General features: G+C 67.3%; 14 protein-coding genes. 2 read left to right on the top strand and 12 right to left on the bottom strand.

What is annotated here, in order from left to right; translation table 11 throughout:
- Positions 1 to 34: 34 nt before the first annotated feature.
- The 9 genes from ACERLL_RS14285 to ald form a co-directional block, all read right to left on the bottom strand.
- Positions 35 to 1,378, bottom strand: coding sequence for a replication-associated recombination protein A (locus tag ACERLL_RS14285; RefSeq protein ID WP_373656780.1), 1,344 nt, complete (start codon positions 1,376 to 1,378; stop codon positions 35 to 37).
- Between the two features lie 12 nt (positions 1,379 to 1,390).
- Positions 1,391 to 2,530, bottom strand: coding sequence for an OmpP1/FadL family transporter (locus tag ACERLL_RS14280; RefSeq protein WP_373656779.1), 1,140 nt, complete (start codon positions 2,528 to 2,530; stop codon positions 1,391 to 1,393).
- A 9-nt stretch (positions 2,531 to 2,539) separates the two neighbouring features.
- Positions 2,540 to 3,238, bottom strand: a complete 699-nt coding sequence (lolA, locus tag ACERLL_RS14275) for an outer membrane lipoprotein periplasmic chaperone LolA (RefSeq protein WP_373656778.1) — start codon at positions 3,236 to 3,238, stop codon at positions 2,540 to 2,542.
- Positions 3,239 to 3,272: 34 nt separating this feature from the next.
- The gene (locus tag ACERLL_RS14270) at positions 3,273 to 5,651 is read right to left on the bottom strand and encodes a DNA translocase FtsK (protein ID WP_373656777.1); all 2,379 of its coding nucleotides are present in this window, start codon (positions 5,649 to 5,651) and stop codon (positions 3,273 to 3,275) included.
- 75 nt (positions 5,652 to 5,726) lie between these two features.
- Positions 5,727 to 8,969: a hybrid sensor histidine kinase/response regulator gene (locus tag ACERLL_RS14265; RefSeq protein ID WP_373656776.1), complete on the bottom strand. Its 3,243-nt coding sequence runs from the start codon at positions 8,967 to 8,969 to the stop codon at positions 5,727 to 5,729.
- Positions 8,970 to 8,978: 9 nt separating this feature from the next.
- On the bottom strand, positions 8,979 to 10,418 hold the full coding sequence (locus ACERLL_RS14260; protein WP_373656775.1) for a methyl-accepting chemotaxis protein: 1,440 nt from the start codon (positions 10,416 to 10,418) through the stop codon (positions 8,979 to 8,981).
- Positions 10,419 to 10,484: 66 nt separating this feature from the next.
- Entirely contained in the window at positions 10,485 to 10,946 is a 462-nt protein-coding gene (locus ACERLL_RS14255) for a chemotaxis protein CheW (protein WP_373656774.1), read from the bottom strand.
- Positions 10,943 to 13,165 carry an ATPase, T2SS/T4P/T4SS family gene (locus ACERLL_RS14250; RefSeq protein WP_373656773.1) on the bottom strand — a complete coding sequence of 741 codons (2,223 nt, stop codon included), beginning with the start codon at positions 13,163 to 13,165 and terminating at the stop codon, positions 10,943 to 10,945. Before ACERLL_RS14250 ends, ACERLL_RS14255 begins: the two co-directional genes overlap by 4 nt.
- A gap of 126 nt (positions 13,166 to 13,291) precedes the next feature.
- The gene (gene ald / locus ACERLL_RS14245) at positions 13,292 to 14,398 is read right to left on the bottom strand and encodes an alanine dehydrogenase (protein WP_373656772.1); all 1,107 of its coding nucleotides are present in this window, start codon (positions 14,396 to 14,398) and stop codon (positions 13,292 to 13,294) included.
- A 150-nt stretch (positions 14,399 to 14,548) separates the two neighbouring features.
- Here ald and trxB point away from each other — a divergent pair, with 150 nt between their 5' ends.
- Complete coding sequence (gene trxB / locus ACERLL_RS14240; RefSeq protein WP_373656771.1) at positions 14,549 to 15,484, top strand: thioredoxin-disulfide reductase; 936 nt, start codon at positions 14,549 to 14,551, stop codon at positions 15,482 to 15,484.
- Positions 15,463 to 16,026: a Smr/MutS family protein gene (locus ACERLL_RS14235; protein ID WP_373656770.1), complete on the top strand. Its 564-nt coding sequence runs from the start codon at positions 15,463 to 15,465 to the stop codon at positions 16,024 to 16,026. Before trxB ends, ACERLL_RS14235 begins: the two co-directional genes overlap by 22 nt.
- Here ACERLL_RS14235 and truD read toward each other — a convergent pair.
- The 3 genes from truD to ispD all read right to left on the bottom strand — a co-directional run bounded on the left by truD (position 16,016) and on the right by ispD (position 18,308).
- On the bottom strand, positions 16,016 to 17,059 hold the full coding sequence (truD, locus tag ACERLL_RS14230) for a tRNA pseudouridine(13) synthase TruD (protein WP_373656769.1): 1,044 nt from the start codon (positions 17,057 to 17,059) through the stop codon (positions 16,016 to 16,018). The genes ACERLL_RS14235 and truD overlap by 11 nt on opposite strands.
- 65 nt (positions 17,060 to 17,124) lie before the next feature.
- On the bottom strand, positions 17,125 to 17,601 hold the full coding sequence (gene ispF, locus ACERLL_RS14225) for a 2-C-methyl-D-erythritol 2,4-cyclodiphosphate synthase (protein ID WP_373656768.1): 477 nt from the start codon (positions 17,599 to 17,601) through the stop codon (positions 17,125 to 17,127).
- Positions 17,601 to 18,308, bottom strand: a complete 708-nt coding sequence (ispD, locus tag ACERLL_RS14220) for a 2-C-methyl-D-erythritol 4-phosphate cytidylyltransferase (RefSeq protein WP_373656767.1) — start codon at positions 18,306 to 18,308, stop codon at positions 17,601 to 17,603. The genes ispF and ispD overlap by 1 nt, the downstream gene beginning before the upstream one ends.
- Positions 18,309 to 18,449: the final 141 nt, after the last annotated feature.

The raw sequence follows: 18,449 nt of genomic DNA, 5'->3' as shown, positions 1-18,449 counted from the left end.
AACGCTTACGTTCTCTTTTCGTTCTCGTACCGAATCAGCCCCCGCCCTTACGCCGGTGGCGCTGAAGCTCCTCCACCCGCTCCCGGATGCGCCCCTCCAGTCCACGCTCCGTGGGCTGGTAGTAGACCCGGTCGGACAGCTCTTCGGGCAGGAAGGTCTGCTCCGCAGCCACCCCTCCGGAGAAGTCGTGGTCGTACTGGTAGCCCTCGCCGTAGCCGAGCTGCTTCATGAGCCGCGTGGGCGCGTTGCGGATATGCGAAGGCACCTCCAGGCTGCCGCTGTCCGCCACCTCGGCGGAGGCGGCGTTGAAGGCCTGATAGGCGGCATTGGACTTGGGTGCCACCGCCAGATAGATGGCGGCCTGCCCCAGGGCCAGCTCCCCCTCCGGTGTGCCCAGGAAGTCGTAGGCGTCGCGGGCGTTCAGGGTGACCTGCAGGGCGCGGGGATCGGCGTTGCCCACGTCCTCGGAAGCGATGCGCACCAAGCGCCGGGCGATGTATATCGGATCATCGCCCCCGTCCAGCATGCGGCACAGCCAGTAGACGGCCCCGTCCGGATCGCTGCCGCGGATGGACTTGTGCAGCGCCGATATCAGGTCGTAGTGCTGATCGCCCGCCTTGTCGTAACGCCGCACCCGGCCGCCGACCACCGCCTCCATGGTCTCCCGGTCCACACGCGCGCCCCCGTCCCCCGAGGAGCGCGCGGTCTCCACCGCCAGCTCCAGCAGGGTCAATGCCCGCCGGGCGTCACCGTCCACAGCCGCCGCGAGCAGATCCAGCTCCTCCGCGCCCACTTCCACCGCCTGGTTCCCCAGGCCGCGCTCGGCGTCGGCCAGGGCCCGATCGAGCATGCGCCGCAGGTCGTCGGCCTCCAGGGGCTTGAGTACATAGACCCGGCACCGGGAGAGCAGCGCCGCGTTGAGCTCGAAGGAGGGATTCTCCGTGGTGGCACCGATCAGCGTCACCGTGCCGTCCTCCACCGCCGGCAGGAAGCCGTCCAGCTGCGACTTGTTGAAGCGGTGCACCTCGTCAACGAAGAGCACCGCGGGACGTCCCTGCTCGTGGCGCTCCCGCCGGGCCTCCTCGATGGCGTTGCGGATGTCCTTGACCCCGGAAAATACCGCGGAGATCTGCAGGAAGGCATAGCCGGTCCGCTCGGCGACGATCCGCGCCAGGGTGGTCTTACCGGTACCCGGCGGCCCCCAGAAGATCATGGAGTGCAGGCGGTCGGACTCGATGGCGCGGCGCAGGGGCATCCCCGGGCCCAGCAGGTGCTGCTGGCCGACGAATTCTTCCAGGGTTCCGGGACGAAGCCGGTCGGCCAGCGGCCGGCCGGGATCATCGGCCCCGGCGGCGGAGAAGAGGTCCGGCTCGCTCATGGCGCTCGAATGCTAGAAGTTGGAGTAGCCCAGGGAGAACATCAGGTACTGGGCATTGGTCCGGTTGCGGCCATTGTAAGCATCCACCGGCGCCCCATCCAGATCCTGGGTGGGAGAGATGGCGTATCCGTAGGCCAGATCGAAGGTGAAGTTGTCCCCTTCCCAGCCGGTGCCCACCGTGAGCATGTGGCGGTTGCCGCTGTTCGAGCGGGGGTCGAAGGTGGCCTGGTTCTTCGGATCCGGCTCGTAGGAGTAGCCGAACCGGATATCGGAACGGTCCGAAAGGCGAAGGATGGCCCCGGCCTTGTAGCCCACCGTGGATTCCCAGTCCTTTCCGGGGTCCACGCCCTCCAGACCCTCGTACTCGTTCCATCCCGTGCGCACGGCATCGAGGTGGATGGACCAGCCCAGCGAGGGCCGGAACTTGAAGCCGATGCGGGCCCGGGAGGGCAGATGAAAGGTGCTGCCGTCCAGATTCTGGCCCGTCATTTCCAGGTCCGCCCCGGAGCGGTAGGTGGCCGCCACGGACCAGGACTCGCGCCAGAACATGAGGCCCACGGTGCCGCCCCAGCCGTCGCCGTCCCCCTTGCGGACAGTTCCGACCTCGGAATACTCGAAATCCAGGGCCCGGTAGTAATCCGCACCCACGGCCAGGGCCAGCCCGGGACGCAGGCGGTAGGAGACGGTCGGGTTGACGTCCACCAGGTTCAGCTCAGTCCGGGTGGCCGCCCCCGTTTGTTCGAAGTCCCATTTGCTGTCGATGCGGAAGGGCCGGTTGATGGCCAGTCCGGTGCCGAAGGACCAGGCAGGATCGCGGTAGGTGGCGTAGAGGTCGTCCACGTAGAGCTTCTGGTCCGGGCGGCTGACGCCGCCGCCGGAGGATTCCACCTTGAGGTAGGAGCGCATGAGGCCGGCCTGCAGATGGGCGCCTTCCTGGAAGGCCAGCGCGGCCGGGTTGTAGGCCATACTGCTGACGTGCTCGGCGTCGGCGCCGAGGGCGTTGGCGACCCCGAGTCCTTCCGCCGAGTAGGTGGAGCGCTTGAACCCGGTGGCCGAGACGGTCGGAACCATGGCACCGGCCAGGATAAGCGCGAGTCCGGAGCGGAAAAAAAGGCGAACCGGTGTGCCCTTGCCGAGAAAGCTCTGCTGCATTGGTGGCGGTTACTCGTTACGACCGCCGCCGAGCACGTCGGTGCCGGCCGGCGGCTGGAATTTGAAGAGATCGGCCTCGAGCGAGGGATTAACCCGGATGTTGCCGAAGCGCAGCCGCGTGCGGTTACCGAAGGCGTCCGTGAACACGAAGGCGCGCAGGCGGACCGGATCCGCGGCCAGGCCCACCTTGGCGGACTGGAAGCCCGCCTGCTCCTTATTCCGGGGCACCAGCTTCACCCACGCCAAGTCCTCACTCATGCCGGCGTTCTCCAACCGGAACTGGCGGCGCAGATCCCCGCCGCCGGCCAGCACCGTGCTGGGCGTGTGGCCCATGCCGCTGGAATAATCGCGGATGGTTACCTGCTCCATCTCGGGATCATAGAACTTCACCGTCTCGCCGTCGGCGATGATCTTCTGCGGATAGGGCTTGCTGTAGTCCCAGCGGAAGTGGTCGGGCCGATCGATCCAGACCTGTCCCTGGCTGCGCTCCTGCACTTCGCCCTCGGGTCCCAGAACCCGCTGGGTGAAGTCGGCGTGCAGGGCCCGGGTTTCCTTATAGAAGCGCTGCAGCCGCTCCAGTCCCGACAGCTCGGCGGCCGCGGCGGGGACGGTGGTGAGCAGGCCCGCCAGGCAGGCCGTCCGGGCTGCGCGCCGGAAAATACCTCGGGTATGTGCCGATGGGGAAGTGATACCTATTCCTCCTGCCAAGCGGGAAAGGGAAGGGACGGCACCGGGCCGGATGTCAGCCCTCCACCGGCGGCGGCGCCAGCACTTCCCGGCCGCCATTGGATTGCTGCGGTCCGACCACGCCCGCACGCTCCATGGCGTCGATAAGCCGGGCCGCCCGATTGTAGCCCACACGCAGCCGCCTTTGCACATTGGATATGGAAGCCCGGCGCGATTCGGTGACGATTTGTACCGCCTGATCGTACAGGGGGTCGGTCTCGGCGTCCTCGCCGCCGCTTTCCTCGCCCGCCACGTTGCCCTCCTCCGGATCGGACAGCACGGCTTCATCATATTCCGGGGCCCCCACGGTCTTGAGGTGGCCCACCACCCGCTCCACCTCGTTGTCGTCCACAAAGGCGCCGTGCACCCGTCGCGGGGCGCTGTAGGAGGCGGGGAAGAACAGCATGTCGCCCTTGCCGAGCAGCTGTTCGGCGCCGCCCTGGTCGAGGATGGTGCGGGAATCCACCCGCTGGTTCACCTGGAAGGAGATACGGGCGGGAATGTTCGCCTTGATCAGTCCGGTGAGAACGTCCACCGAGGGGCGCTGGGTGGCGAGGATGAGATGGATACCGGCGGCCCGGGCCTTCTGGGCCAAGCGGGTGATGGATTCCTCCACCTGCTTGCCGGCCACCATCATGAGGTCGGCCAGCTCGTCCACCACCACCACGATCCACGGCTGGGGCTCTAGCTCGGGGCCTTCGTGAATGCCGTCGGTGGAGGGTCCCCGCAGGGGATCCCCGGCCTCCTTGGCGTCCCGGATGCGCTGGTTGTAGGCGGCCAGGGAGCGCACCCCGACGTGGGCCATGAGCTGGAAGCGCCGCTCCATTTCCGCGATGCACCACTTGAAGGCGTTGGCCGCCTCGCTCATGTCCGTCACCACGGGCGCCAGGAGGTGCGGGATGCCGTCGTAGACGGACAGCTCCAGCATCTTGGGGTCCACCAGGATCAGGCGCACGTCCTCGGCCGAGGCCTTGTAGACCAGCGACAGGAGCATGGAGTTGATGCCCACGGATTTGCCGGCGCCGGTGGTTCCGGCCACCAGGAGGTGCGGCATGGAGCCGAGGTCGGTGACCACCGGGGTGCCGGCGATATCGGCGCCCAGGGCCAGGGTCAGCGGTGATTCGGCCTCGCTGAAGGCCTCCGATTCGATCACCTCGCGGATCCGCACCATCTCCCGCTTGGCCCGGGGGACCTCCAGGCCGATCACCGGCTTGCCGGGGACGTTCTCCACCACCCGCACGCTCTGCACGGAGAGGCTGCGCGCCAGGTCCTTGGAGAGATTGGTGACCTTGTTGACCTTGGTCCCCGGCGCCAGCTCCAGCTCGAAGCGCGTCACCACCGGCCCGGAGTGGTATTCGGTAACCGTGGCGGAGACGTTGAAGTCGGCGAGGCGCTCCTCCAGCAGCCGAGCCTGATCCTCGAGGCCGTCCTCCCGGTTGCCCTCCTTCCGCGCCGTAACCGGATCCAGCAGATCCAGCGCGGGGAAGGGGGACTCCGGAATACCCCGGTCCACCTTGGTGGAGGCCTTGCGGGCCTTCTTCTCCTGCTTGGGCGTGGCCGGGGGTGCTTCCGGCTCCGGCATTTCCTCCGGCACCTCCGCTTCCAGCGCCTCCAGGGCGGGTGGCTCGAAGGAATCCGGCTGCGCGGTTTCCTCCGCCTCTATATCGGGGACCGAATCCCGGGAATCGGCGTGCTCCAGAGTAGTCCGGGGCTCGACCCGGGGCGCCCGAACCTCCGGACCCTCCGCTCGGTACACCCGGGGTCGACGGCCCATCGACCGAAGGACGCGCACCGGCCCGGAGGCGGCCGCGGCCAGGAGTGCCCCCGCCCGGGCGAGCCCCCGCCGGGAGGCCCGGGCCGCGCCCACGGTACCCCGTCCGGTGGCCTCCAGCACCTCCGTCCAGGAGCGGCCGGACGCGGCGGTAAGGCCGATTACCAGCAGCCCCGTTAGGGTCAGGCCGGCTCCGGGAATGTTCAGATACGGCACCAGCAGGGAGGTCAGGAGCAGACCGGTGATCCCGCCCGCGCCGGTACCTCCGAGCCAGGGGGTAGGCTGCGGCCAGAGCATATGCAGCAGGGCGACCGCCGCCGGCAGGACCAGCAGGGCTCCGCCCCATCGTATGGCTGCTTGTCCGCGCTCCCACTTCCCGAACAGCTGCCGGATTCCCTGCAGAACCGTGCCCGCCACCAGGAGGTAAGCGCCGAGGCCGAAGAACCGATAGAGGAGATCCGCCAGATAGGCGCCTACCGGACCCGCGGCATTGCGCACCTCGGCGCCGGCCGCCAGGGACCAGCCGGGATCCTCGGGATGGAAGGTGAGGAGGGCCAGGGCGGCGAATCCGGCGGCAACGAGCAGGACGATGGCGATACTGTCGCGAAGCAGGGATGTACGCATAGCGGCTACCCCCCGATTCCGGGAACGGACATTCCCGCTGCAGGCGGTCGCGTGATAGGAAGGCGCTGAAAGAAATCAGGCATAGAGCTGCTCAAGCCGATTGCGGATCTCTCCAATCAGGTCACCGGACTGCAGGTCCATCTTGTTGAGGAAGCCGTCGGCGCCCAAGTGCTGGGCGGTCCCCCGATCCTCCTCGCTGTCCCGGGAGGTGACCATGAACACCGGAACCCCGCGATATTGATTGTCGTCCCGCAGTTTCCGCAGGAGGTCGTAGCCGTCCATGCGCGGCATCTCCACGTCTGTGATGACTATGTCCGGGAAACGCACCTCCATACGGTCCAGGGCGTCCAGGCCGTCCACGGCCGTATCAACCTCCATCCCGGCGTTCTCCAGGACCGCCCGCTCCATCTGCCGCGCCAGCGGCGAATCCTCCACCAGTAGCACCCGGAGGCCGCGCAGGGGATCCTCCAGCCAACGCTCGCCCATGTGCAGGGATAGCGGCGAGGTCCGCTCCATCTCCTTGATGCCCGTGGGCTCCAGCAGTAGCTGGACCTCCCCCGACCCGGAGATGGTGGTGCCGATCAGCCCCTGCACGGAGTGCCGCCGCAGGTAGTTGGTGACATCCTTGACCACCGCCTGCGCTTCCTCCAGCACCTCGTGGACCACCAGGCCGATATAGCCTTCCAGGTGGCGCACCACCACCAGACGGAGGGATTTGGTGTCCCGGATTCCCTCGTCCCCGGTGCCAAAGAGCTCGCTCAGCCAGGTGGCGGGAACCTGGTTGCCCTGATAGTGGAAGAAGCGCTGTCCGCGGGCTTCCGTGAGCACCACCTCGTGGAGTCCGAGGATACGCTCCACCTGGTTGGCCAAAACCCCGAAAACCTCCTCTCCCACCCGGAACTTGAGCACCCGCTGGACGGCGGTCGAAACCGGGATGTTCAGGGTGAACGTGGTCCCCCTGCCCACTTCAGAGTCCACCTGGATGGAGCCCGTCATGCGCTGCACCGCGTCGCGCACCGCGTTCATGCCGATACCGCGGCCGGAGATCTGGTTCACTTCCTCCTTCGTGGAGAAGCCGGGGCGGAACAGCATCTGCAGCAGATCGTAGGGCAGCATGCTCTCCGCCTCGGCGGCGGTGGTGACCCCGGTACGGATAGCGGTCTCCCGGACCTTCTCGTAGTCGATACCCCTGCCGTCGTCGGTCACCGAGATGGCCACCTCGCCGCCCACGTGCTCCGCTTGCACCCGGATCCGGCCAACCGGGGACTTCCCGGCGGCCTCGCGCTCCTCGGGCGCCTCGATTCCGTGCGAGATAGCGTTGGTCACCAGATGCACCAGGGGCTCGAGGAGCGCATCCACGTTCTTCCGCTCCAGCTCGATCTCGCTGCCCTCGATGGAGAGCTCAACGCGCTTCTGGAATCGCTGGGCGAGATCCCGGGCGGAACGGGGAAGCACGGAGAAGATGGTGCCCAGGGGGGAAACCATGAGCGCCATGACCCGCTCGTGGATCTCGTCGTAAAGCCCGTGGCGGGCGGCCATTTCCAGCTCGGTTTCCTGCCGGAACCGGTTCAGGGACTGGGACAGGTTGTCCAGCTGGTTGGAGAAGCTCTTCTGCTGCTGCACCAGGGGTCCGGATTCCGGAAGGATCCCCTCGAACCATTCCCATTGCCGGCGCAAGGCCCGGAAATCCGCGATGATCTGGTCCATCTCGGCGCGGCGGTCCTCCTGCGTGGCCCGGTCCATGGCCAGACCGATCACCCCTTCACTGAGGCGCTCCAGGCGATCGGCGCTGACGCGCAGAGTCCCCCGATTGGTGCCGGCGCTGCGTCCGTCACCGGCCTCCTTCTGCCCTCCGCCCGGCGCCGTTCCCGGCTGTTCCGGCTCGCGGGGCGCGGAAGCCGGCTGCGCCGGCGATTCCGACGCGCCCTGTTCCATGCGCTTCGCCCAGGCGGAGACATCCAGGGGAGTCCGTTCCCCATCCTGGACTTGCTCCACCGTGGCGCGGAGCGCGTCGTGGAGCGAAAGCAGGGCTTCAACCCCGACACCGCCGCTATCATCCAGGCGGGCGACCCCGTCCTCGAGGATCTCCGCGGCCCCACCGATGTCCTCCAGGCCGAGCATATTGGCCGAGCCCTTGAGACTGTGGACCTTCTGCCGCATTTCGTCCCGATCCTCCGCCGGGAGCGCCGCCTGCTCCGCCTTCAGCAGGCCGTCCTGGATCACGGCCAGCTCTTCCAGGGCTTCGGCCTGGAAGCCTTCCAGGAAGGCGGAGACGTCAACGCCCGAGCCGCTTCGGGCCGCGCTCCGGGCGGACGCGGCCCCCGGCTCGGCAATGGCAGGCACCTCCCCGTCCTTCTCCACGGACTCCGGCGTCTCCGAAGGGTCCGGGGGCTGCGCCAGGGTTTCCGACGGCGCTCTTTCCCCGGACGGGCCCTGCACCATGCCCCATTGCTCCAGCAAACCGCGCGCCTGTCGGATCCGCTTCCGGTCCAAGGACTGGGCATCCGGCTGGTCGGCATGCTCCAGCCGCCGCCGCACCCGATGCACCAGATTCTGCAGAAGCTCTCCCAGAGAGGCCGGCAGGCCACCGACCGCCGGAGATTCCAGGACAGCGGCCACCAGATCCAGGGCCTCGGCAGCGTCCTCGAGTCCCACCTGGCGCATGGACATAGCCAGGGATTCGGTCTGGTCCAGGAAGGAATCGGAGGCCGCGGCCATGGGGTCGTCGGAGCCCAGCACCTCCTGAATACCGTGCAGGACCGGCTCGGCGTCCTGCCGCAGGCCCGGGATGAGCTCGGACCAGTCCATCTGGTGCACACCGGCTTCCGCAGACTCCTGCATCTCCTCGGATTGCGTATCCACATCCGGCTGCTCGGGAGTAGCCTCCGGCGCCACGGGGGCCGCATCGGACTCCGAAGGAGCCTCGCCCTCGGCATCCAGCCTCTCCAGGCGCGCCCGCAGGGCCTCGGGGTCGAGCTGCTCCGATTCCGGATCCTCTGCATTGCCGATACGCGAGCGGAGGGCATCGAGGAGCTCGAACATGAGCTCCATGTAGCCACGGTGGGGCGCGGCGGTGCCGTCGCGCAGGTGGGCGAAGGCATCCTCCAGGACATGAGCGGTTTCCCCGATGTCCCGTAGCTGAAGCATGTTCGCCGAGCCCTTCACCGAATGGGCGTCCCGGCGCAAGCGCTCCAGCTGATCGGCGTCCACCCCGCCCTTTTCCAGGTCCACCAGAGTGGACTCGATTGCATGGAGACGCTCTTCGGCCTCCTCCTGGAATCCGGCGATGAACGCGGAGAAGTCAAATCCAGAGGCCATGCGGACGCCTCAGAGCTCCTGGCTCATACGGTCGGAGACCTCGTTGAGGCGGTAGGCGATCTCCTTGGAGCGCTGCAGGCCCTGCGCGCTCTCCTTGAGCTTGATGGAGATATCCTCCAGCTGCTGCCGGACCTCGGCGGTGGAAGCGTCCTGTTCCTCGGTGGAGGTGGCGATCTGCTGGGTGGCCTGGGCGGTGCGGTCGGTCATGTCCAGGATCCCGGAAAGCGCCTGCCCGGCCTGCTTGGTCATGTCCACGCCCTGCTCCACCGACTGGACCCCCGCCTCGGTGGCCTCGATGGAGGATTGGGTGGAGGCGCGCACCTCCTGCATGAGGCGGTTGGCCTCGTCGGTGAATTCGCGGGTGCGCTCTGCGAGGCGCCGCACCTCGGCCGCCACCACGCCGAAACGCTGGCCGTACTCGCCGGCAGCGGCCGACTCGATGGCGGCATTCAGGGCCAGCATGTGGGTCTCGTCGGCTATCTCGTCGATGGAGGCCACCGCATCGGCGATCTGCTGGGCCTTGGTGCCCGTATGAGTGATCTTGTTGTTGATGTCGCGGACGCCGTTGCGGATTTCCTCCATGGAGCGCACCACCCGCTCAACATCCTTGGCGCCATTGCGGGCGGTCTCCCGGGTCTCGCGGGCTACCTCATCCACCGAGGAGGCGGACTGGGCGATGTCGCGTGAGACGCCGCTCATCTGCTCCATGGACTGGGTCATGGTGCCCATGGCCTGTTCCTGCTGGGCCGCGAAGGATACCTGACTCTCCACCGACTCCAGGATGCCCGAGGACTCCTCCTGTACCCGGGAGCGGAGATCATCCACGGTGCGCCGGATCCAGCGCATCATGATGAACGTCAGCGGCAGGGCGATCAGCGCGGCGGCCCCTGTGACCCCCAGGCTGACGAGAATGGCGAACCGGGACTGGTCCCGCGCCGCCTCCTGCAGATTCTCCGCGCGCCGGGTCAGGGTCCGCCGGAGCTGATCCCCCTTCTCCTTGGCGAGGTAGACCAGGGACTCGGCGATGGTCGTCATGGACTCCTCGGTGGAGGTGATCTCGTCCACCTTGAAGACCTGCGATCCGGTGGAGCGGATGTTGCCAACCAGGTCCTTGATCTCCTTGATGTTGGTCCGGGCCTTTTCGGGCAGGCTCGGAATCTGCTCCACCCGATTCATGGCCTTCTTGTAGTTCTGGAGCTCGGCCTCGAAATCGGACTGGTGCTCGGAGTCCAGGGACTGGAGGAAACCGTTCATGGGCGGCAGCAGACCCACCAGAGCGAGCTGCATCCGGGTGACCGCCTCGGCCTGCCGGTTCGCCTGGGAGTACTGCTCCAGCAGCTCCGCCTGCCGGTTCTGCACGATGTAGGTGACGGCAACGATCAGGATCCACAGCACCAGGATGGCGCTGATACCCAGCAGGATTCGTTGCCGGATGTTTAGCGTGGACATGCATCATCCCTTTTTGATGAGCCCCAGTCGGGCGAAGCCCGGTACACCGCCTCCACCGTCCCCGAGTTACTTGAGGAGCCGTTCCACGGAAAGGTTCACAACCGGATGCCCCCGCCAGCGGAAGAAGCCCGAGGCGTTGGCCCGCACGCCGGGCGGCAGCTCCACCTGTATCGAGTCAAGATTCAGGGGGGATACCAGGACAATATCCTCGACGGAATCCACCACCAGGCCGACCTGCTCGTCCTCGTCGTTCACCAGGAAGAACCTCCGGGGCGGACCGCCCCGCCCCAGCCCGAGCAGGTGACGCAGGTCGAGCACGGTCAGGATTCGCCCCTGGAGGTGCGTCAGGCCGAGAACCGCCTCGGGGGCCATGGGGGCCCGCGTCAGAGTGACGGCTTCCATGGAGCCGGCGGACCGTTCCAGCGGCACGGCGAAATACCAGCCGGCGAGCCCGATGATGGTGAAGCGGCCCTCTCCCTGGCCCGCTTCGGGGGGTACGGCGGATACGGAGGCCTCTGGGGGAGTCACTGGGAGACCACCTGCTTGGGCAGGTCATCGTCCGAGCCCGAGCCCTTCCCCTCCTCGCCGTAGAACTGGTGGTAGGTGGCGAGGATCTTCTTGACCCGGGCCGTGAGCGTCATGGGCTCGATGGGCTTGTTGATGAAATCGTCGGCTCCGTGCCCCAGGACTCCGGCTTCGGTCTCCTCTCCTTCCTTGGAGGTCAGTACCACTACGGGAATCCGGGCGAGCCCGGGATCACTCTTCATCTTCTGGATCAGCTCGTCGCCGTCGAGGTTCGGCATCTGCATATCGGTGAGGACGAGGTCGGGCATCTCCTTGCAAAGGACCTCGAAGCCTTCCTTGCCGTCCTCGGCCTGGATCACGCGGAATCCTTCGCTCTCCAGGACGAACCGGCTCATGTCGCGGATGGTGCGGGAGTCGTCCACCACCAGGATGGTGTCGGGCTCGTCCGCTTCCCGCTTCTTCTTCCGGACCGCTGTGAGCCCCCGATCCTCCCAGGGCAGGTCAGCCTGCTCCAGCAGGCGTTCCGCGTCAATGTTCACGCCCGTGGGCGCACCGACGGTATTGAGCACGTCGCTGAAGGCCACGGCGCCGCGCATGGCCTTCACTAGACCGTCCTCGAACATCAGGTTCATGCCGGAGCGGCGCGCCCGCTCCACCAGCTCGGACTCGGTGGCCTCGGAATAGATGCCGTCAATCACCTCCCGGTTGGGAATGAGCATCTCGTAGACGCCCATGCGGCCCTTCTTGCCCTGGCCGTCGCAGGTGGAGCACCCTCGGCCCTCGTAGAAGGTGATGTGCTCGGGGATGTTGTACTTCTGGCGCAGGCCTTCTCCGATATCCACCGGCTCGCTGCAGTCCGGGCAATTGCGCCGCAGCAGCCGCTGGGCCACCACCCCGGAAAGGCTGGAGGCGAGCAGATAGGCGGGCACCTCCATGTCCATGAGGCGGGTCACCGCCCCGGTCGCGGAGGTAGTGTGCAGCGTGGAGAAGACCATGTGGCCGGTTTCCGCGGCCTCCAGGGCGATCTCCGCGGTTTCCTGATCCCGGACCTCGCCCACCATGATGACGTTGGGGTCCTGGCGCAGGATGGAACGCAGGCCGGCCGCGAAGGTCATGCCCGCCTTGGGGTTCACGGGCACCTGGTTGATGCCGGGGAGCTGGAACTCCACCGGATCCTCCACGGTGATGATGTTGATGTCCTCGGTGTTGATGGCCGATAAGACCGAATACAGGGTGGTGGTCTTGCCGGAGCCGGTTGGCCCGGTCACCAGCATCATCCCCTGGGGCTGGCGCATAATGCTCTCGATCTGCTCGCGCTCGGCGCGCAGGAAACCGAGCACATCCAGGTCCAGGCCCACCCCGGACTGGTCCAGTATGCGCATCACCACCTTCTCGCCCCAGAAGGTGGGCAGGGTGGAGATGCGCACGTCCAGGTTCTTCTCCTTCAGGCGCATCTTCAGGCGCCCGTCCTGCGGGCGGCGGGAATCGGAGATATCCATGCCGCCGAGGACCTTGATGCGCGAAATGACGGCGTTCTGCACCTTCTTGGGCAGACGCCGGATCACCTGAAGCACGCCGTCCACCCGGAACCGGACCACCAACGAGCTCTCGGCGGACTCCAGATGGATGTCCGAGGCGCCCTTCTGGACTGCGCGCAGCAGGATCTCGTTCACCAGCTTGACCATGGGCGAGGAGCTGCTCTCCTCGCGCACGGCGGCCTCTTCCGGCTGGTCTTCCTCGCCGGGCCCCTCCTCCACCTCCATGTCCTCGAGCGCCTCGGAGAAGGCGCTACTGTCGTCGCCGCTTACGAGCGCCGCATCGCCGGCTCCGTAGAGATCGCCCAGCTTGGCCTCGATGTCCTTGAGGGGTGCGTACACCGTCTGCACCGGACGGCCCACGTGGAAGCGCAGCTCGTCCACCAACCGGATGTTGTGGGCCTCGCGCATGGCGAGCACCACGGTTCCCCGTCGCTGTCCAAGGGGCAGGACGCGGTATTTGTTGGCGATCTCGTACGGCAGCAGGCTGGCCGCATCCGAGCGGATTGTGAGGTCGTTCAGGTCGACGAGCGGGATGTGATACAGCTCCGGCAGGAGCGGAAGGAGATCCTCCTCCCGGACGTAGCCCTGGGTCACCAGGAATTCTTCGAAGGCCTGTTTGGTCTTCCCTGCCTGGGAACGGGCGTCCGCGAGGGTCTGCTCGGCAATCAGCCCCTTTTCCAGCAATTTTTCGCCGAGATTCGGTCTTTTCCCTTTTTTGGCCGTCTCCATACACCCATCCATCCTGATCCGCGCCAAGGCCCCGCTCCGGGAATTCCCCGAATTCCCGACCCCCCCTCATCGAGGCTCCGGCTACTGGGCCAGGGAGGCGGCCACCGCCTGGTGGTGGATGCCTCCGCGGACAACATTAAGCGCGGAGTCCATGTCCGGGGCTTTCTGCAAAGCCCCCTCTAGATCCTCAAAGGGCATTCTTGCCAACTTTTGGGCATATGGCAACAAGCGGGCGGACAACGCCTTTGTGGCAGTCCGCGGGACGGCGGCGGGCATATTTGTCACAGCGAAGTGGATAACCCCGGCTTCCGTATAGGTGGGATGGGTGTAATCGGTGGGGCGGGTGGTCTCGATGCAGCCCCCCTGGTCCACGGCCACGTCGGCGATCACGGAGCCGGGGCTCATGGCGGCCACCTGATCACGGGTCACCACCGTGGGAGCGCGGGCGCCTGCGGACAGCACGGCGCCGATAACGACATCGGCTCCCGCCACCAAGTCGGCCACCGTGTCCCGGTAAGGGTACAGCCCGCTGATCTGCCCGGGGCCGTAAGCGGCCAGATGCTCGGCCCGATCGACGTCGAGGTCGAGCACGTCGACCCGGGCCCCGGCAGCGCTCAGGAGGGCGGCCGCGTTCCCACCCACCCCGCCGGCGCCCAGGACCACCACGCGGCCCCGCTCGGTCCCGGGCGCCCCGCCCAGGAGCAGTCCACGCCCGCCCCGGGGCGCGTGGAGGAGGGTCAGGGCGTTCTGGGCGGCCACCTTGCCCGCGATGGCGCTCATGGGGGCCAGTAGCGGCAGGTGCCCGGTTCCGTCGTCCAGGGTTTCGAAGGCGAATGCGGTAACGCCGCGCTCGCGCAGGAAGGCTGCCAGATCCGGGACGGCGGCCAGATGCAGAAAGCTGAACAGTACATGGTCGCCGCGGAAGTGCCCGTACTCCTCGGGGATGGGCTCCTTTACCTTGAGGATCAATCGGCTCTCGGCATACAGCTCCCCCGTTCCGGCGACCATTTCGGCACCGGCGCTGCGGTAGGCGTCATCCGCAAAGCCGCTGCCCTCCCCAGCCCCGCTTTCCACGCGGACCCGATGGCCGTTCCGGACCAGCTCCCCCACCGCCTCCGGAACCAGAGCCACGCGCCTTTCCTCCGGCTTGCGCTCACGGGGGATACCGATATCGATTCCTTGCGCCACGTAGCCTCCCGGCCAATACCCTACACCGCCCCTCAGCTTTACGCTGTGTGGCCTGCGTAGTATTTTCTAATTCCGCACACCAAAGCACTCTAACGCCGTTCCCAGTGCGGGCCAAGCAACCACCCCAAAACTGTTCTGGAGCCTTCTGGAATGCCCGAAAGCCAACACCACCGCCTGATCATTCTGGGATCCGGGCCGGCCGGCTACACCGCTGCCATCTATGCCGCCCGCGCCAACCTCGACCCGGTACTGATCCAGGGAATCGAGCCCGGCGGCCAGCTTATGACCACCACCGACGTGGACAACTGGCCCGGCGAGCCCGAGGGCATCCAGGGACCCGAGCTCATGGACAAAATGAAGCGCCAGGCCGAGCGCTTCGATACCCGTATCGTCTTCGACCATATCAGCGCGGCGGACTTGAACAACCGTCCGTTCACCCTTACCGGGGACCAGGGCACCTACACCTGCGACGCCCTGATCATCTCCACGGGGGCCTCCGCGCAGTACCTGGGCCTGCCCTCCGAGGAAGAGTTCAAGGGCAAGGGCGTTTCCGCCTGTGCCACCTGCGACGGGTTCTTCTACAAGGGCCAGAAGGTCATGGTGGTGGGGGGCGGCGACTCGGCCGTGGAGGAGGCCCTGTTCCTGGCCAATATCGCCGACAAGGTAACGGTGATCCACCGCCGGGACGAATTCCGGGCCGAGCGGATCATGCAGCAGAAGCTGTTCGAGAAGGACAACATCGAGGTCCTTTGGAACACCGAGCTGGACGAGGTGCTCGGCGACAACATGGGGGTCACTGGCGCCCGGGTGCGGAACAACCAGAGCGGCGAGAAAGAGGACCTGGACCTGCAGGGCGTGTTCATCGCCATCGGCCACAAGCCCAACACGGACATGTTCGGCAGCGAGCTGGACAAGGACGATGCCGGCTTCATCAACACAGCGCCCGACAGCACGGCCACCAACATTCCGGGCGTGTTCGCCGCGGGTGACGTTCAGGACAAGGTTTTCCGCCAGGCGGTAACCGCCGCCGGCACTGGCTGCGCGGCGGCCATGGAGGCCGACAAATGGCTGGAGAAGAACAGCTAGACGGTGAGGCGGCGCCCGGCCTCGACCCGGAGGACCGGGAGGCGTTCCGAGAGGCGATGGCGGACGTGGAGCCACTGGTTAGTAACCGGGCGGTTCCCGACCAGCCGGCGCCGCCGCCCGTGGCCGTCCAGCGGCAGCGGGAGGTGGAGCAGGCCCGGCTGGACCTGGCCACCGGAGCCGCGGATCCCGAGCCCGCGGAGACCGGAGAGGAGGCCTTCTGGTGCCGCCAGGGGCTCCAGCACCGGCTGCGCAAGCGGTTGCGTAGCGGGCAGATCCCCGTGGAGGGAACCATCGACCTGCACGGACTCCGGGTAGAGGAAGCGCGCGAATCCCTGGGGGTGTTCCTCCACCAGGCATTGACGCGCGGCCTCCGCTGCGTCCGGGTGGTCCACGGCAAGGGGCGGCGTTCTCCCGGCGGGGAGGGGGTCCTGCGCGGCAAGGTGCAGAAATGGCTTTCCCGGCGCAAGGAGGTGCTGGCATTCGCCTCCTGCACCCCCGTGGACGGGGGTACCGGGGCCCTCTACGTCCTGCTCAAGAAGTAATCGGCCGGACCAGCTCCCGCACCACCGAAGTAGCGAAGCTTCCCGCGGGCAGCCGGAAGGCGATCCACAGTCCCCGGGAGTCCGCCTCCGCCAGTCCGTCCCGGGGCAGCACCCGTAGGGCCCGGCGGTGCGCCTCCACCTTCTGGTCACGGATCCCCTCGACCAGCGCCGTCTCCTCTGCCAGGATCCGCCCTTCCAATTCCGCCGCCTCTCCCTTTGGCCCGGCACCGTCTAAGCCCGGTAACGGGCCGCTGGGATGCAGGTCGCCGGAGGCCACCCGGGGGGCTTCCCGCTCTGGATCGCTCACCACGAAGCCGCTGTTCACGTCCGGAAAAACGGCATACTCCCCCTCCCGCAGCCGATCCCAGGTCCCATCCACCACCCGGGTGGCGGCCACCCGGTTGAACAGGTAGCTCCGGGCCGCGGAAAGATAGATCCCCCGCAGTCCCCGGTTGGGCCTGGCCGTTCCCCCGAATAGCTGCCGCGCTCCGACCAGGTTGCCGCCCTCCCGACCGAAACGCTGCGGGCCGAAATAATTGGGCACACCCGCCGCCAGGAGCTCCTCGAACCGGGCCGCGGCAACCTCGGCGTCCTCCTCGGAAAGGTGCAGCCGCAGCCGGAACGCATTGCCCTCGAGAGCCCCCCGCTTGAGCTTCTTGCGGGCGCGATCGACCCGCTCCACCATCCAGCTCTCTCCGGACCACCGCCCCGGGTCACCCTCCACCCCGGCGGCGGGCACGGAGAAATGCTGGACGGCCACCGCCTTGCGGTCCTTCAGGCCGGCGTAGCCCACGTCCCTGGCACGGCAGCCGGCCAAGCGCGCCAGATCCTGGGCCACCCGGTCCGTGTTAACCCCGACCTTGCGGATTCGCAGCAGGAAGTGGTGGCCGTACCCCTCCGCCTCGAAGGGGAGGATCTCCGTGACCCGAAAGTCCTCGGCCTCCAGGCGGAAGCGCCCTTCGGGGCGAAATCGGGCATGGGCAACGGGCCATGGGTCGTGGGGCAGGGATTCAGGTTCGGGGGATATGGTCACGGCAGCTCACGAAAGAAGTAGAAAAAGCGCCAACCCGTTCTTCACGCGCTTGGCTGTTCATCCGCCTACTCGGCGGGCCCCAGCAGTACCACGGCCATGGCGGCGATACCCTCGCCGCGTCCGGTCCATCCGAGGTGCTCGGTGGTGGTGGCCTTGACGTTGACGCGGGGCACCTCCACGCCGAGGTCCTGGGCAAGGTTGGCCTCCATCCGGGCCACGTGCGGTCCGAGCTTGGGACGCTGGGCAACCACCGTGGCGTCCACGTTGCCCACCTCCCAGCCCGCTTCGGTCAGCTGCTCCGCCACCTCGCGCACGAACTCCCGGCTGTCGCGCCCGGAGTGGGCGCTGTCGGTGTCCGGGAAGTGCCTTCCCAGATCCCCCAGGCCGGCCGCGCCGAGGAGCGCGTCGCAGACGGCGTGCAGAAGCACGTCCGCGTCGCTGTGGCCCGCCAGGCCGAGATCGTTGGGAATCCGGACACCGCCCAGGACCAGCGGCCGGTCAGCCACCAGGGCGTGCGCGTCGAACCCCTGTCCCACCCGCATCACCGGGCCCCCAGGAACAGCTCGGCCAGCGCCAGATCCTCCGGACGGGTCACCTTGAGGTTGTCATCCCGTCCGGGCACCACTCGGACGGGGTAGCCCGCCCGCTCCAGGATGCTGGCCTCGTCAGTGGCCGGCTCCGGGTGCGTCCGGGCGACCTCCAGGGCGTGCTCCAATTCCCCGTGACGAAACACCTGTGGCGTCTGCGCCCGCCAAAGACCGCTCCGGTCCACGGTATCTTCGATGCACCCGTCCGCGGCGACCCGCTTGAGTGTATCCGCCACGGGCACGGCAAGGATGGCCCCGCCGCACTCATCGGCGGCCGCAACGACACTATGGATCTCCTCGTCCCCGATGCAAGGACGCACAGCATCATGGATCAAAACCAGGTCCTCCGTGGTCCCAAGGTTCAAGGCCTCCACACCGTTGGCAACAGACTCCTGCCGCTCATCGCCGCCGGGGGCCTCCGGCAGCAGGTTGGGGAACATCGCCAGCCGTGTCCGCGCCTCCGGCCAGAAAGGATCGTCGGGACGAATGACCGGAAGGACCGCATGGATGGACCCATGGGACAGCAAGCGTTCCAGGGTGTGCTCCAGGATGGTCCGTCCGGCAAGCTCCAGATACTGTTTCGGCCGTTCGCTGCCCATGCGGCTGCCTATTCCGGCTGCGGGCACGATCGCCCATACGCGACGCGCTTCTGTATCGGGCACGTAATCCGTCCTGCTGGGGGCTGTGGGAGATTGGGGCGATCAGTATAGCCCATCGGGACCGGGAACCGCATTGTGCTTGTGCGACCATTGCGGGAAAATAGCCCTTTTTTCCCGCCGGCCCCTACCCGGTGGGTGCCGGCC

It is taken from the genome of Thiohalorhabdus sp. Cl-TMA, from assembly GCF_041821045.1.
Classification (GTDB): Bacteria; Pseudomonadota; Gammaproteobacteria; order Thiohalorhabdales; family Thiohalorhabdaceae; genus Thiohalorhabdus; species Thiohalorhabdus methylotropha.
Note: the sequence above shows the minus strand (reverse complement) of the source record. Positions and strands in the feature narration are given on the sequence as shown.